The 14,912-nt window shown below is 54.3% G+C and carries 15 protein-coding genes; 13 read left to right on the top strand and 2 right to left on the bottom strand.

Features of this window, described 5'->3' with window-relative positions; genetic code table 11:
• Positions 1-9 precede the first annotated feature (9 nt).
• From J5X93_RS19085 to J5X93_RS19040, 11 genes are all read left to right on the top strand, one after another.
• On the top strand, positions 10-645 hold the full coding sequence (locus tag J5X93_RS19085) for a PIG-L deacetylase family protein (protein ID WP_102082364.1): 636 nt from the start codon (positions 10-12) through the stop codon (positions 643-645).
• Between the two features lie 21 nt (positions 646-666).
• A complete protein-coding gene (locus J5X93_RS19080; RefSeq protein WP_102082365.1) occupies positions 667-1,812 on the top strand; it encodes a WbqC family protein in 1,146 nt (381 codons plus the stop codon).
• Positions 1,813-1,816: 4 nt separating this feature from the next.
• Positions 1,817-2,752 (top strand): hypothetical protein, encoded by a 936-nt coding sequence (locus tag J5X93_RS19075; RefSeq protein WP_102082366.1) that lies wholly within the window; start codon positions 1,817-1,819, stop codon positions 2,750-2,752.
• A complete protein-coding gene (locus J5X93_RS19070; RefSeq protein ID WP_102082367.1) occupies positions 2,752-4,038 on the top strand; it encodes a glycosyltransferase family protein in 1,287 nt (428 codons plus the stop codon). Before J5X93_RS19075 ends, J5X93_RS19070 begins: the two co-directional genes overlap by 1 nt.
• Positions 4,039-4,209: 171 nt before the next feature.
• Positions 4,210-5,274 carry a non-hydrolyzing UDP-N-acetylglucosamine 2-epimerase gene (gene wecB, locus J5X93_RS19065; protein ID WP_102082368.1) on the top strand — a complete coding sequence of 355 codons (1,065 nt, stop codon included), beginning with the start codon at positions 4,210-4,212 and terminating at the stop codon, positions 5,272-5,274.
• Positions 5,275-5,309: 35 nt separating this feature from the next.
• The gene (locus J5X93_RS19060; protein WP_102082369.1) at positions 5,310-6,551 is read left to right on the top strand and encodes a glycosyltransferase family 4 protein; all 1,242 of its coding nucleotides are present in this window, start codon (positions 5,310-5,312) and stop codon (positions 6,549-6,551) included.
• A complete protein-coding gene (locus tag J5X93_RS19055) occupies positions 6,548-7,519 on the top strand; it encodes an NAD-dependent epimerase/dehydratase family protein (protein WP_102082370.1) in 972 nt (323 codons plus the stop codon). The genes J5X93_RS19060 and J5X93_RS19055 overlap by 4 nt, the downstream gene beginning before the upstream one ends.
• Positions 7,520-7,543: 24 nt before the next feature.
• On the top strand, positions 7,544-8,563 hold the full coding sequence (locus tag J5X93_RS19050) for an MraY family glycosyltransferase (RefSeq protein WP_102082371.1): 1,020 nt from the start codon (positions 7,544-7,546) through the stop codon (positions 8,561-8,563).
• 95 nt (positions 8,564-8,658) lie between these two features.
• The gene (locus J5X93_RS19045; RefSeq protein WP_102082372.1) at positions 8,659-10,650 is read left to right on the top strand and encodes a polysaccharide biosynthesis protein; all 1,992 of its coding nucleotides are present in this window, start codon (positions 8,659-8,661) and stop codon (positions 10,648-10,650) included.
• Positions 10,651-10,968: 318 nt separating this feature from the next.
• Positions 10,969-11,103, top strand: a complete 135-nt coding sequence (locus J5X93_RS28325) for a hypothetical protein (protein WP_275094153.1) — start codon at positions 10,969-10,971, stop codon at positions 11,101-11,103.
• 251 nt (positions 11,104-11,354) lie between these two features.
• Entirely contained in the window at positions 11,355-11,702 is a 348-nt protein-coding gene (locus J5X93_RS19040) for a ComEA family DNA-binding protein (RefSeq protein ID WP_102082373.1), read from the top strand.
• 43 nt (positions 11,703-11,745) lie between these two features.
• On the opposite strand, the gene J5X93_RS19035 is transcribed toward J5X93_RS19040, so the two are convergent.
• Positions 11,746-11,913, bottom strand: a complete 168-nt coding sequence (locus J5X93_RS19035) for a DUF2897 family protein (protein WP_070573170.1) — start codon at positions 11,911-11,913, stop codon at positions 11,746-11,748.
• 182 nt (positions 11,914-12,095) lie between these two features.
• Between J5X93_RS19035 and pyrF the strand changes: the two genes are divergently transcribed.
• On the top strand, positions 12,096-12,797 hold the full coding sequence (gene pyrF, locus J5X93_RS19030; RefSeq protein WP_102082374.1) for an orotidine-5'-phosphate decarboxylase: 702 nt from the start codon (positions 12,096-12,098) through the stop codon (positions 12,795-12,797).
• 128 nt (positions 12,798-12,925) lie between these two features.
• Here pyrF and J5X93_RS19025 read toward each other — a convergent pair whose 3' ends face one another.
• Positions 12,926-13,927 (bottom strand): NADP-dependent oxidoreductase, encoded by a 1,002-nt coding sequence (locus J5X93_RS19025; RefSeq protein WP_102082375.1) that lies wholly within the window; start codon positions 13,925-13,927, stop codon positions 12,926-12,928.
• Positions 13,928-14,124: 197 nt separating this feature from the next.
• On the opposite strand from J5X93_RS19025, the gene J5X93_RS19020 reads away from it, so the two are divergent.
• Positions 14,125-14,886, top strand: a complete 762-nt coding sequence (locus J5X93_RS19020) for an SDR family oxidoreductase (RefSeq protein ID WP_070573175.1) — start codon at positions 14,125-14,127, stop codon at positions 14,884-14,886.
• Positions 14,887-14,912 lie beyond the last annotated feature (26 nt).

Here is a 14,912-nt window from a genome sequence, read left to right as displayed (position 1 = left end):
GGATAAACAATGTTTTTGAATGATCAGCCTGTTCTAGTTCTCGCTCCCCATACGGATGATGGTGAGTTGGGATGTGGTGCCACTATCTCCAAGCTCGCCAGGCTAGGATATAAGATTAATTACGTCGCTTTCTGTAGCTGTGACGAGAGTCTCCCGAGGAATTTTGAACCCGGCTCGTTGCGGCGAGAGCTTTTTGAAGCTACCGGCGTCTTAGGTATCCCGCCTGAGAATGTTACAGTGCATGACTTTGCTGTAAGAAAGTTGTCTTATAGTCGTCAGGATGTGCTTGAGGAATTGGTTAGATTAAACAGAAGTTTGCAGCCTCAAATGGTGTTCTGCCCGACTTTAGGTGATCTGCACCAAGATCATTCGGTGGTGGCTCAAGAAGCCCTTCGTGCATTCAAAACCAAAACGATTTTGGGCTATGAGGTACCTTGGAATACGATCGAGTTTCATGCGAATTATCTGATCACAGTTGAAGAAAGCGACATCGACTTGAAGATTGAAGCTTTACGTAAATATACCTCTCAGACAAGTAGGCCTTATTTTAGCGAGAGGTTCATACGGGCGCATGCGCACTCACGCGGCGTAACCGTCGGCGCTGAGTACGCTGAAGCATTCACTCTCTATCGTGCAGTTTATTGAGTACACTTTCGGTCCTGGAAGATGACGACGAACATTCTGGAATTTCAGTTACTCACCGCCGACAGGACAGGATCAATATGGCCTGAATTGGAAGCCTTGTCTGCTGATCAGGCATGGATGGCCTGGGGGCGAGATAGTTACCTAAAGGAGTTACCACGTAAGTGGGATGTATCGCGCTCAGCCCGACTGGATGGTCATCTAGTGGGATACTGCCTCGGATCGGTACGCGGTGGCATGCTCTGGATTCACCGTTTTGTGGTGAGCGATCAAGCTCGAGGTCGTGGAGTAGGTGCAGCAATCCTTGGCGAAATGATCAGGGTGGCAGAGCGCGCCGAACTTAACGGCCTTATCTTGAAGACACCACTCGAAAACACTGGTGCCGTCAACTTCTACACAACTCACGGGTTTCGCCAGATCTGTCACAAAAACAAATATCTGACCTTGATCAAAAACTTTAATCGAGAGCTCGTAGTAGGTATTCATCAGCCTAATTACCTGCCTTGGCTTGGCTATTTCTATAAAATGGCAATTTCTAATGTTTTCATTTTTCTTGACGATGCAGAATTTCCTAAGGGTAGTTACGTCAATCGTAACAAGATCGCCATCAATGGCGAAAGCAAATGGTTGACTGTTCCTACTGGGCGAAGCTATCAGGCCGCGATTATGGACTCATCCCCCTCCGGAGATGACTGGGTGGCCAAGCACTTACGCTCAATGGAGTCGTCGTATAAACGCTCGCCCTATTTTTCAAGATATTTTGATGAAATAGCCAAATTGCTGGTCGAGAAAAGTACTTGTAACTTTGCTGATCTCAATATTGCTTTGATCGAATACGTAGCGTCACAAATCGGCATCGACTGTGTCTGCCTACGTTCATCACAGATGAATATTACGGGGAAAAGTGATGCCAGGTTGGCTGACTTGATAACTTCCGTGGGCGGAGGCACGTATGTTTCAGGTGGGGGCGGCGCCAATTATCAGTCTGAGGAGACCTTCGCAAAGAAAAATATCCAGCTCGTATATACAAATTTTGTGCCTGAAGCCTATCCTCAAAAAAATAGCACTGAGTTCATACCTGGGCTAGGTGTGTTTGATGCGTTGTTTAACATTGGTGCGGATCAGATTGGCGAAATGTTCAAGGCTCTGGGGGGCCGTCGATCAGGCTGAAAATATGAATAAAAAAGATTGGGCTATCTTTCTTGATAGTGCTTCAGATAACAAACGGATGGTAGCGCTACATGCGCTATCAGGTGTGGTGGTGATAGGGGCGACTGTTACCTTCAGTGCCTTGATAGCGCTGTATTTTGGGATGGATGTCTTCCAACTGCACGAACGAGCAGCTGGCTTGGTTTTCTTGAAAAGCAAAGGAATGTTGATTCTTTCTGCGCTGGCGGTTTCGCTGGCACTTCTCTGTACCCGTGTTTTTCAGATAGTTTTAGAAGCGCGGGTTGTCACGCACAGGGAAAAGTGGTTTGCAGAAAAAATCAGGCGAAAGGGGTCAGTAGTCGGCGCGAATATCAGTAGGGCTTCGAATTATTACGGCCGCTTATCATCTGCTAGCATGAAAGCTGCAAGTACGACGCTTTTGCTCATCATTAGCTTTGTAGTCATGATTGTGCTCCTGCCGTTTATTTACCTAGCGGTTGTAATCGGCCTGCTGGCAGTCAGTTCAGTTGGGTTGTATCTCGCGATGCAAAGCCTTTCATTGTTCATGTCAAACGCCTCTCATGGGCTGGCAGAGCACGGAAAGAAAATGGCGCAATGGAAGCTAGATAATTCTATTCCCTATGGTGATGAAGTTGAGAAGTATTACAAATCTTACTTCAATCGGATTTTAATTTCCTCCATATTCGGATTGACTCCAGCTGTTTTCTCTTTTTTATTTTGTATTGTGATGGTTTTTATTCAGGAGTTTGGGCTTCTGGATATTGGATTCAAGGAGGTTTTCTTAGCCCTGATACTGCTGCAATCCTATGTGGGTATCATGGGCAAGTTCTTTGGTTCATTTGTACAGGCTTCGGCGTTTTTGCCGGCCATTCGGGCGTGTATAGAAGGTAGCCAAGTTCCTTCCAAGGTAGAGCCGTATGATGAACCCGAAAGTTTCTGATGCGTGTAGGCGCAATTAAACAGGATGATGAGGTAGCAATGGGTACATTTTCTTATAAAGTGCTTCACGGCTTTGGCCCCTCGGCGGGCCAGCCAGCAATGATGGCATCCGCATTGCGAAGCATCGGCATCGATGCATCCAATGTGGTGATGGGATACAACAAGTTTGCCTATCCTTCGGACCACACCATACCTAGCGCAGGCATAGTTGATAAATGCAGGGTTTTGGGTGGGCTCGGCGCCGAGGCTGATGTGGTCCACATCCATGCGATCACGCCGTTTTTTAACAAGGGCATGCCTAAGTTTCCAATGGGGGTGGACCTGCTGGCGCTGAAGGCTGCGGGCAAGCGCGTAGTGGTGCATTTCCGCGGCAGCGAAATCCGCATGGCCAGTTTGTTCGCTGCGAACAATCCCTATCACTACGTCGATGATGATCCGGAGCGCTTGATTGCCAAGTTTTCCGAAGAAAGTCAGGTGGCGTACCTGGCGATGTGTCGAGCGCTGGCTGATGAGTTGGTTGTTTCCGACCCGGAACTGGCGACCTATGTTCCAGATGCCAGTGTCATTCCTCGTATCATCGATTTCAATACTTGGAAATATGTCGGCCCTACCAACACCACCCGCCCGCTGATAGTCCATGCGCCCAGCCGCCGTGGCGTGAAAGGCACCGAGCACGTCATCAATGCGGTTGAGGCATTGAAAGAGGAAGGGCTCGATTTCGACTTTATGTTGGTCGAGAACCTGTCGCAGGCAGAGGCGCGGGCAATCTTCGAAAAGTGTGATGTGATTGTCGATCAGCTTCGCATTGGCTGGTATGGCGTTCTGGCAGTTGAAGCCATGGCACTGGGTAAAACGGTCGTTTCCTATGTTCGTGATGACATCGTCCACACGCTGGGAGATGAGCCGCCAATCGCGGTGGCCAGTCCCGATACGATCAAGGATGTGCTGCGCGATCTGATCAAATCTCCAGCATTGCGTCAGAAGATTGCAGCGAACGGCTATAAGTATTGCTGCGCGACGCATGATCCTAAGGTCGTCGCGAAAAAGTGTGAAGCTATGTATCAGCGCGTACTTGCCAAGCCACAGTCCATTGACTTGCCTGCCTACATGGCTTTTTGCGAGCAACAATTGTCTTCGCAGCATAAAATTAAAGTGGCTAAGGTGATTATCGATAACTCCAAGGACGCTATGCGTAGATCGTACTGGCGCGAGGTCTATTTTTTCTACAAACGGGTGGGGTTCCGGCGCTTCGTTCGGCGGGTACTTGAAAAAGTGGGGGCGGTTTGACGCTTGCGTCCGTCAAGGTCTTACGTTTTCAAATAATATGGGCGCTGTTCAAGGTGCCTTTTTGAGCGACTAAGGAAGTTGATACATTGGTTGGCACGCCAAACGGTAACAAAGTAGCATCCGATGATTAGAGCATAGACGGTAGTTTTACCTCTTTAAATGAGAATCTAAATGAGAATCCTCACGTTAGTCGGCGCCCGTCCCCAGTTCATCAAAGCGGGTATGGTATCCAAGGCTTTCGGAAAATATCCGTCGCTCAGCGAGGTTATCGTACATACCGGCCAGCATTACGATGAGAATATGTCGGCTGTTTTTTTTGAACAGCTCGCTATACCCAAGCCTGACTACCAGTTCGACATCCACGGCGGCACCCACGGACAGATGACGGGCCGCATGTTGATGGAGATCGAGAATGTAATCCTCGCCGAAAAGCCTGATCGCGTCCTGGTCTACGGAGATACCAACTCAACACTCGCCGGCGCGCTTGCCGCCTCCAAGGTGAATGTGCCGGTCGCCCACGTCGAGGCAGGGCTGCGTAGCTTCAATATGCGCATGCCCGAGGAGATCAACCGGATTTTGACTGACCAACTCAGTGACATTTTGTTTTGCCCTACCAAGGCCGCAGTGTGCAATCTGGAGAAGGAGGGCTTCAACGGGAAGCCGGTCCAAATCCTCGATGTTGGGGACGTGATGCAGGACAGTGCTAAGTACTTCGCACCGTTCAGTACACCACCGGCCGGGGTGAGTGAGAAGCAATGCTTTGTCCTCGCAACCGTACACCGTGCCGAGAACACCGATGACCCGCTTAGACTGGCAAATATTGTCGAGGCGCTGAACGAGATCCACCGCAACGTGTGCCCCGTGCTGCTGCCGTTGCATCCGCGTACCCGTGCGGCCTTGAAGCGCATCGGGTTGAAACTTCACGGTCAGATCGTGGAGCCGGTTGGATACCTGCAAATGGTGTGGTTGCTGAAGAACTGCTCCATGGTGATGACGGATAGCGGGGGCCTGCAGAAAGAAGCGTTTTTCTTCGGTAAACCGTGCGTCACGTTGCGTGACCAAACCGAGTGGGTAGAGCTTCTGGCATGCGGGGCGAATGTCTTGGCAGGGGCGCAGCGGGACAAGATCGTGAGCTGCGTGCGGCAGAGTATGGGTAGGGTGGTGGAAGATGATCAGCAGCTCTACGGCGGTGGACAGGCAGCGTTGAAGATTGCTGAGTATCTGGCGATGGTATGATGCGGCCCTGCCCGCTAAAAGGTTCGTTTAGCTAAATGAATGTCTGGTATGTACACCCCTACGCTGGCGGACCTGGGATCGGTCGATACTGGCGACCGTTCTATTTTTCATATTACTGGAACCGATCAGGGCATCGATCAACTGTCTTGTCTGCGAGCTACCATCACCTGATGGAGCCTGATGAACAGCGCCGAAGGGGCACGACCGTAGACGGCGTGAACTATGCGTATGTTCCTACGCTCGCCTACCATGGCAATGGTCTGGGGCGGATGTTTTCCATGTTGCTGTTCGCTGTGCTGCTGACCCCCAGTTGCCTGGTGCTCGCTATGCGCCGCGGTTGCCCGGATGCAATCATCTATTCGTCACCGCATCCCTTTGCAGCTATCAGCTGCTGGTTCGCCGCGCGAATGTTGCGAGCCAAATTCGTATTCGAAGTGCGTGATATATGGCCGCTGAGCCTGGTCGAGCTGGGGGGGTGGAAGGCCACTGGCTTGATGACTCGTCTTACTGGCTGGATAGAACGCTTCACCTATGCACGTTCCGACAAGGTGATCTCGTTGCTGCCTTGCGCCGAACCTCATATGCGCAGCAAAGGGCTCGAGCCGGGAAAGTTTTTGTGGATACCCAACGGCGTCGATGTCAACGGCCCGGAACCAGCCAGGGAGGCGAGCAAGAGTTCGTTTGCCCGGCATATTCAAAGCCTCAGGAGACAGGGCTTTTTTGTGGTGATTTATGCTGGGGCCCACGGTGAGCCGAACGCTTTGGAAGGGCTGGTTCGGTCCGGGGCCCTTCTAAAAACGCGTGGGACAAAGGTAAAAATTGTCCTGGTGGGGAAAGGCGAACGCAAAGCATACCTTCAAGGCATCGCCGAGCAGTTCGGTGGTGGCGTTGTCGAATTTCATGAGCAGCAGCCCAAGGAAGACATCATGGCTGCCTTGTCGCTGGCCTCTGCTGGCTATATTTCGCTCAAGTTTCAACCACTTTTCCGATTCGGCATCAGTCCCAACAAGCTTTGGGACTATATGCTGGCGGGCCTGCCGGTTATTTTTGCTTGCAAAGCTGGAAATGACCCAGTGGGTGACTATGGCTGTGGCATATCCGTTGATCCTGAGTGCCCAGAGCAAATTGCAGACGCGGTAAAGCGGCTGTCCCTCATGAGAGAGGACGAGCGGCGCAGACTTGGGCGCAAGGGATATGAAGCGGTGATAGCCCATTACACCTATGAGGTACTGGCCAACAAGGTTCTTCAGGGGATTGATCACGAGCAGTTAACATGAAGCGTGTCTTAGTGACGGGGGCCTCTGGATTCGTGGGGGCGGCACTCACCACTCGACTCGTTAAGTCCGGCTACAGTGTCGTTGGGATGGCCCGGCACAGACGTGAGGGTTGTACTGCCCAAACGTTTATCGAAACCGACCTGACGTGCTCAGGCGCTTTTGATGATCGCATTGTGCAAGTTGATTGCATCGTGCACCTGGCTGGACGTGCCCATGTTCTGGGTCACTCTAATGAGAGCCAGCTGGCCGTGTTTCGCGAAGTCAATCGGGATGCGACGATCTGCCTGGCGCGCGCTGCTTTGATCGCGGGTGTGAAGCGGTTTGTATTTGTGAGCTCAATTGGTGTGAATGGAAGTTCCACTACCTATGAACCCTTTCGGGAGAGTAGCCAGGCTGCCCCACAGGCGGATTACGCCGTTTCGAAATGGGAAGCGGAAACCGAATTGAAGGCGTTGCTAAGCGGCACCTCAATGGAGTTGGTCATTGTCAGGCCGCCTCTGATCTACGCTGCTGATGCACCCGGTAACTTCCGCCGTTTGCTCAAACTGGTCGACAGCGGGGTTCCGCTGCCGCTGCAAAGCGTCACCAACTTGCGCAGTGTGATTTCGCGAGACAACGTCGTCGCATTCCTTGAATTATGCATGCACCACCCAGCCGCCGCAGGTGAGCTGTTCTTGATTGCAGACGCACAGGCTGTTTCGACGCCAGACATGATCAGGGCCATCAGTTCAGGTTTGGGCAAACCCCCAAGGCTGTTTCCTTTTCCGCTTGCATGCCTGAGGGTAGCCCTGCGGTGCCTGGGGAGGAGGGCGATGTACGGGCAGCTATGTGGCTCTCTTCAAATCGATGACTCCAGAGCTCGAACTGTGCTTGGCTGGGCACCCCAGGGCACGACGGTAGAAGGGCTGCGCAGGGCGGGACTCGAATACCGAGCGCTGGACAATCAAGCCCGTGACAACGTCGATTGATATAACCCACGAGGATACTAACCAATGTTGATCTGGTGTTTGGCGTGCGTCCTGGTTTTCATCGCTTCATACGCCGGTACCTCAGGATTGAGGCGATACGCACTGGCCAGGCAATTGCTCGATGTGCCCAACGCACGCAGTTCTCATAGTCAGCCGACCCCCCGTGGCGGTGGTGTGGCGATCGTTTTGGCTTACCTGCTTGCGCTGGTGGGGTTACTGGTTACAGGCACTCTGAACAGTGGTTGGGCCTGGGCGATGCTCGGAGCGGGTTGTGCAGTGGCGGCGCTTGGCTTCCTGGACGACCACGGACATATTCCTGCTCGTTGGCGTTTGTTGGGGCACTTCCTGGCCGCAGGGTGGTTGATGAGTTGGGTGGGGGGACTGCCTGGTCTCGAGGTTTTTGGCCACGTGCTGAACTTGGGTTGGGTAGGTTACTTGCTCGGTGGGCTTTATCTGGTCTGGATGTTGAACCTCTACAACTTTATGGATGGTATTGATGGTATTGCCAGCGCAGAGGCAATAACCACCTGCCTGGGAGGCGCGCTGGCCGCACTGATCGGCGGTCATACAGCATTGATTGCGCCTGCATCGTTGCTCGCTGCTGCGACCAGCGGATTTCTGCTGTGGAATTTTCCTCCTGCGCGGATATTCATGGGTGATGCCGGCAGCGGATTTCTTGGGTTGATGCTGGCGGCCTTGTCGATCCAGGCATCTCAGGCGGCACCGGAACTGTTTTGGAGCTGGCTAATTCTGCTGGGGGTGTTCGTGGTGGATGCCACCTACACGTTGGTGCGGCGGATGGTCAGGGGCGAGAGATTTTACGAAGCTCACCGGAGCCATGCGTACCAGTTCGCTTCGCGCCGGCATGGCCGCCACCTACCTGTCACCGTTGTTATAGTTGCGGTTAATGTCCTATGGCTGTTGCCGCTATCGCTGCTAGTTGCTGGCGGCTGGCTGGATGGTTTTATGGGCATATTGATAGCGTATTTTCCTCTACTACTTCTTGCGATCAAATACAATGCTGGTGGTCAAGAGCATGGGTGAGGGTGTCCCCTTGGCTGCACGGGCTCGAGTAAGAGCTAAAGCACTACGCCTGGAAGAAAGATAGAGCGGGTCGCAAAGAGAGGTTCAGTTGGTATATGAGTCCAATTAAAGCACGGTTGCAGTCCTTGCCTCGGCGCTACAAGCGAGCGATCCAGGTAATGACTGATATCCTACTTGTCTGGGTATCCGTCTGTCTTGCGTTTGTGATCCGTCTAGGCATCGAAAAGGCCCACGTGGTATTTGATCATATATGGCTTTTGGCAGTTGCACCTTTGATTGCTATTCCTATCTTCATCCGTTTCGGCATGTACCGTGCAGTGATGCGCTATTTTGGTAATGATGCGTTAATTACCATATTCAAGGCCGTTAGCCTCTCGGCTCTCATCCTTGCGCTGATTGTTTACTGGTACAGCAATCATAAAGTTGTAGTGCCCCGTTCGATCATCTTCAATTACTGGTGGGTAAGCTTGGTGTTTATTGGTGGTCTGCGTCTGCTGATGCGCCAGTATTTTCTAGGTGATTGGTTCGCCGCTACCCAGCATGTGCCATTTACCAATCGAGACAGCGGATTACCAAAGGTGGCAATTTACGGTGCTGGCGCAGCAGGTAATCAGTTGGCGGTAGCATTGCGAATGGGCCGGATGATGAGGCCGGTAGCATTTATCGATGATGACGCTAGTCTGACCAACAGCGTTATCTCAGGCCTGCAGGTTTATCACGGTTCGGATATCCAACGTATGATCGAAGTGACGGGAGCCGAGGAAATCTTGTTAGCAATTCCCTCTGCAAGTCGATCCAGGCGTAAAGCGATTTTGACGTCCCTAGAGAGTTTTCCGTTGCATGTCCGTAGCGTGCCGGGTTTCATGGATCTTGCGAGTGGGCGCGTCAAAGTTGACGATATTCAAGAGGTTGACATTGCTGACCTATTGGGTCGGGACCCTGTTCCTGCGCAGCAAGAGCTTTTAGCTCGATGCGTCACTGGGCAGGTTGTGATGGTGACAGGGGCTGGAGGGTCAATAGGTGCTGAATTATGCCGGCAGATCTTATCCTTGCAACCTACTATCATTCTGTTATTTGATCATAGTGAATTTAATCTTTACAGTATTCATGCGGAGTTGGAACAGCGCCTGCGCCGTGAAGCGTTGCCGACTAAAATATTACCTTTCCTTGGTACCGTTTGTAATCAGAGTAAACTGTTCAATTTGATGCGGCTGTGGCGCGTTAATACTGTTTATCACGCGGCTGCTTATAAGCATGTGCCAATGGTTGAGCACAATATTGCTGAGGGAATATTGAACAACGTGATGGGGACCATTAGTACAGCACAAGCAGCGTTGCAGGCAAGCGTCGATAGCTTTGTTCTGATTTCTACCGATAAAGCCGTGCGCCCTACTAATGTGATGGGCAGTACCAAGCGACTTTCCGAAATGGTACTGCAGGCATTGAGCAAAGAGATGGCGCCGGTGCTGTACGGTGATGCTGCCAATATCGCAAGTGCCAACAAAACTCGCTTCACAATGGTGCGTTTTGGTAATGTTCTTGGCTCTTCGGGTTCGGTTATCCCGCTTTTTCACAAGCAGATCAAGATGGGGGGGCCACTGACCGTCATGCACCCTAAAATTACTCGGTACTTTATGACCATTCCTGAAGCAGCGCAGCTTGTTATCCAAGCAGGTTCTTTGGGGCTGGGGGGAGACGTTTTCGTGCTTGATATGGGCGAGCCGGTGATGATTGCCAAACTCGCCGAAAAAATGATCAATTTATCTGGCTTAACCGTCAAGTCTGATAAAAATCCGCAAGGTGACATTGCGATCGAGTTCACTGGATTACGTCCAGGTGAGAAGCTTTATGAAGAGCTTCTGATTGGCGACAAAGTTTACGAAACGCCTCATCCGATGATTATGTGTGCAGATGAGTTATTTTTAAGTTGGGGGGAGCTTAAGTCTAAACTTGATTCGTTGTTTGGTGCCCTGTCTGCTAACGATTTTAATCGAGTGAGACAAGTTTTGCGGGAAGTCGTGGTGGGTTATGGTCCGGATGGCGAGATCGTTGACTGGCTGTATCAGAAATATATTTCGGGTCAATAGCGAATAATTGATTTCAACTCGGCGCCGGTTCGCCAAAGAGCGAGTGGTGTTGTTCGCGCGTGGTTTGTCGTCTAGGGTGATATGAGGCTGTGAAAGTTTTTGGAATCGGTTGTCTCGAGCGCCTTGGAGTCAAGTAAGTCGAGTTTTATAATTGGGCTGGCTGGATTCGATTGTAGGTGTAGATTCAAGGTATTAATGCGATTCAAGAATGCTAAGTCGCGGCTGTTTCCGTATTAATGTTTTTTACAAGTTCGTGCTTTCCTGCAGAGGGTGTCAGAAATTTTGTGTTCGGGCATAACATGAGTAAGAGGTGCATGTATGCCAACCAAAAAGAACCCCCTGCGTGACCTGCCCAAAATCCCCAAAGAGCTGCTGGAGCAGTTCGGTGAGGGCCTGATGACCGCAGAAGCTATCGAGGATGCCTCTGCGGCGTTTAAGTCAGGGCCTGCCTGACGGCAGGCCATTACCGGCCCGCACACAAAAAATCTGACACTTCCTTCCTGCAGCACTATACAACGGATCTGATCTGATAGAGTTCTTCCATTCCTACTACGGCTGACGGTAAATAAAACGTTAGTTGACCAATTCAGTAACTATTTTCAAACCTATCACCCCTTCCAACGTCCTCCTGCGACCCTTTAGCCTTATCACGGCAGCACCGGAAACGCTGCCCCCTAAACCCGCATTTCACAGGAGTGCCCAAAATGCGCAACACCATCCTTTCCTACCTCCTCCTCCCCCTGTTCACCGGCCTGTCCTTCTCGCTCAGCGCCGCCCCTAATCCAGCTATTCCCCCAGCCACCGAGCTGGCCGCAACCAAGGTGACCACCAGCGCCACCGCTACCCAACCCGCCAAGCTCGACCTCAACACCGCCGATGCCCTGACCCTGCAAAAGGAACTCAACGGCATCGGCCGGGCCAAGGCCGAGGCGATCGTGGCCTATCGTGAGGCCAACGGGCCGTTCGCGTCGGTGGATGAACTGTTGGAAATCAAGGGCATCGGCAACGCGCTTCTGGAGCGAAACCGGGACAAGCTGGTCGTGACAGAGTAACCAGTAGGGGAGTGGCCGATCCGCCAGGGTCGGCCATCAGGCATCAACGGTCCTGCGCATCCTTGGCATCGGCCTCGGCATTTCGCTCATGGATCTTCTTCAGTTGCTCTTCGGTCAATGGCAGTTTCTTTGCCGTGTCGCGCAACAGCAGCAACCCGCCGACGATCGAGCCAAGGGCTATGATCAGTATCAACCAGGCGTACCAGGGCATGACGTTCTCCTTGTAGACCATGGATGGCAAACGCTCGCTTAGTTTCGAGCCGTTACCGTCTCCGTTGGTTCAATTATAGGAGTGACCGGGTGCCGGGCCAATTCTCCTGATCCGCGGCCCCAAAGCCTGGGCCACATCGTTTACAATGCGCGCCGATTTCGACTTGCCAAGAGACTCTGCCCATGCCCGCCTGCCAGACGCCCCTGATTGTCGCCCTGGATTTCCCTACCCGTGAGGCCGCTCTGAAGCTGGCTGACCAGCTCGATCCGGCGCTGTGCCGGGTGAAGGTCGGCAAGGAGCTGTTCACCAGCAGCGCTTCGGGGATTGTCGAGACCTTGTGCGAGAAGGGTTTCGAAGTGTTTCTCGACCTCAAGTTCCACGATATCCCCAACACCACGGCGATGGCAGTGAAGGCCGCAGCCGAGATGGGGGTGTGGATGGTCAACGTGCATTGCTCCGGTGGCCTGCGCATGATGTCGGCGTGCCGTGAGGAGCTGGCCAAGCGTAGCGGGCCGCAGCCGTTGCTGATCGGTGTGACGGTGCTGACCAGCATGGAGCGTGAGGACTTGGCAGGGATCGGCCTGGATGTGGATCCGCAGGAGCAGGTGCTGCGTCTGGCGGCGTTGGCGGAGAAGGCGGGGATGGACGGGCTGGTGTGCTCGGCGCTCGAGGCGCCTGCACTGAAGGCGGCGCATCCGGCGCTGCAACTGGTGACGCCGGGGATTCGTCCTGCTGGCAGTGCCCAGGATGACCAGCGCCGGATCCTTACTCCACGCCAAGCACTGGACGCGGGTTCGGATTACCTGGTGATCGGGCGTCCGATCAGCCAGGCGGCGGACCCGGCGCAGGCGTTGGCGGCCGTTGTGGCCGAGATTCGCGGCTGATAGTCGCTCGTCTGGGGCTGCTGTGCGGCCCTGCGCGGGTGAACCCGCTCCCACAGGGTTTTCGGGGTGCTCAATAGCACCGCCGTACCTGTTGGAGCGGGCTCAGGGCCGCAGCTTTTAGGCTGGATTCAAACCTTCAACACCAATTTCCCGAAGTTTTCTCCGCTGAACAGCTTGAGCAGCGCCTCCGGGAACGTCTCCAACCCCTCCACCACATCCTCCTTGCTCTTCACCTGGCCACTGGCCAACCACCCGGCGATCTCCTGTGCGGCTTTGCCGTACTCCTTGGCGTAATCCATCACCACGAACCCTTCCATTCGCGCGCGGTTGACCAGCAGCGACAGGTAGTTGGCCGGGCCTTTGACGGCGTCCTTGTTGTTGTACTGGCTGATGGCGCCGCAGATGACCACGCGGGCCTTGAAGTTCAGGCGGCTGAGCACGGCGTCGAGGATGTCGCCGCCGACGTTGTCGAAGTACACGTCCACGCCTTTCGGACATTCGCGTTTGAGGCCAGCCAGGACGTCTTCGGCTTTGTAGTCGATGACGCCGTCAAAGCCGAGCTCGTCCTTGAGGTATTGGCATTTCTCCTGGCCACCGGCGATGCCGATGACGCGGCAGCCTTTGAGTTTGGCGATTTGCCCGGCGATGCTGCCCACGGCACCGGCAGCGCCGGAGAGGACAACGGTTTCACCGGCCTTGGGTTGGCCGACGTCGAGCAGGGCGAAGTAGGCGGTCATGCCGGTCATGCCCAGGGCTGAGAGGTAGCGGGGCAGGGGGGCCAGGCGTGGGTCGATCTTGTACAGGCCTTGGGGCTCGCCAACGAAGTAGTCCTGTACGCCGAGCGGGCCGTTGACGTGGTCGCCGGGCTTGAAGTCAGGGTGCTTTGAGGCGATCACTTCGCCGACGCCCAGGGCGCGCATCACCTGGCCGAGAGCGACGGGGGCGATGTAGGACTTGCCTTCGTTCATCCAGCCGCGCATGGCGGGGTCCAGGGATAGGTAGAGGTTTTTCACCAGCACTTGGCCTTCGGCGGGCTCGGTGACGGGGACCTGCTCGTAGGTGAAGTCGTCGCGGCGCACGGCGCCGACGGGGCGTTTGCTGAGCAGGAAGCGGCGGTTGGTCTGGGGCATGGCGGTTCCCTTTGGGAATGGGGTAGGCAGCTTGAACGTTCAAGATAGACCCCTTTGATAGCCCGAGGGCCGGTGGCGATCAAGTTTCACTGCTTGCGCAAATACACCTCGATACACCTGGATGATCGTGCTGCCCAGCGCGCGGCTGTCATGACTAGACTCAGCCTTCATAACGAATCAGCGTTCAGGAGCCCGTAATGAGCATGACGTTTTCCGGCCAGGTAGCCCTGGTCACCGGTGGTGGGGCGGGGATTGGCCGGTCGACGGCACAGGCGTTCGCTGTCGAGGGTTTGAAGGTGGTGGTGGCCGACCGGGATGTGGAGGGCGGCGAGGCGACGGTGGCGCTGATTCGCCAGGCCGGTGGTGAGGGGCTGTTCGTGGCCTGCGATGTGACCAAGGACGCCGAGGTGCGCCATTTGCACGAGCGCATCATCGAAGCCTACGGTCGCCTGGACTACGCCTTCAACAACGCGGGCATCGAAATCGAGCAGGGCCGTCTGGCAGAGGGCAGCGAGGCGCAGTTCGACGCGATCATGGGCGTGAACGTCAAAGGCGTGTGGCTATGCATGAAGTACCAACTACCGCTGATGCTTGCCGCAGGCGGCGGGGCGATCGTCAACACTGCGTCGGTCGCGGGGTTGGGGGCGGCGCCGAAGATGAGTATCTACAGCGCCTCCAAGCACGCGGTGATCGGCCTGACCAAGTCGGCGGCGATCGAGTACGCCAAGAAGGGCATTCGGGTGAATGCGGTGTGTCCGGCGGTAATCGATACCGACATGTTCCGCCGGGCCTATGAGTCCGACCCGCGCAAAGCGGAGTTCGCTGCCGCGATGCACCCGGTGGGACGCATCGGCAAGGTCGAGGAGATCGCCAGTGCGGTGCTTTATCTGTGCAGCGATGGCGCGGCCTTCACCACCGGTCATAGTCTGGCTGTCGATGGTGGGGCCACGGCTATTTGAGGCCAATTGAAGCTGCGTCGGCCTTT

The sequence above is a fragment of the Pseudomonas sp. BYT-1 genome (assembly GCF_023611805.1).
Taxonomy (GTDB): domain Bacteria; phylum Pseudomonadota; class Gammaproteobacteria; order Pseudomonadales; family Pseudomonadaceae; genus Aquipseudomonas; species Aquipseudomonas guariconensis.
This window is presented reverse-complemented; position numbering and strand designations above follow the sequence as displayed.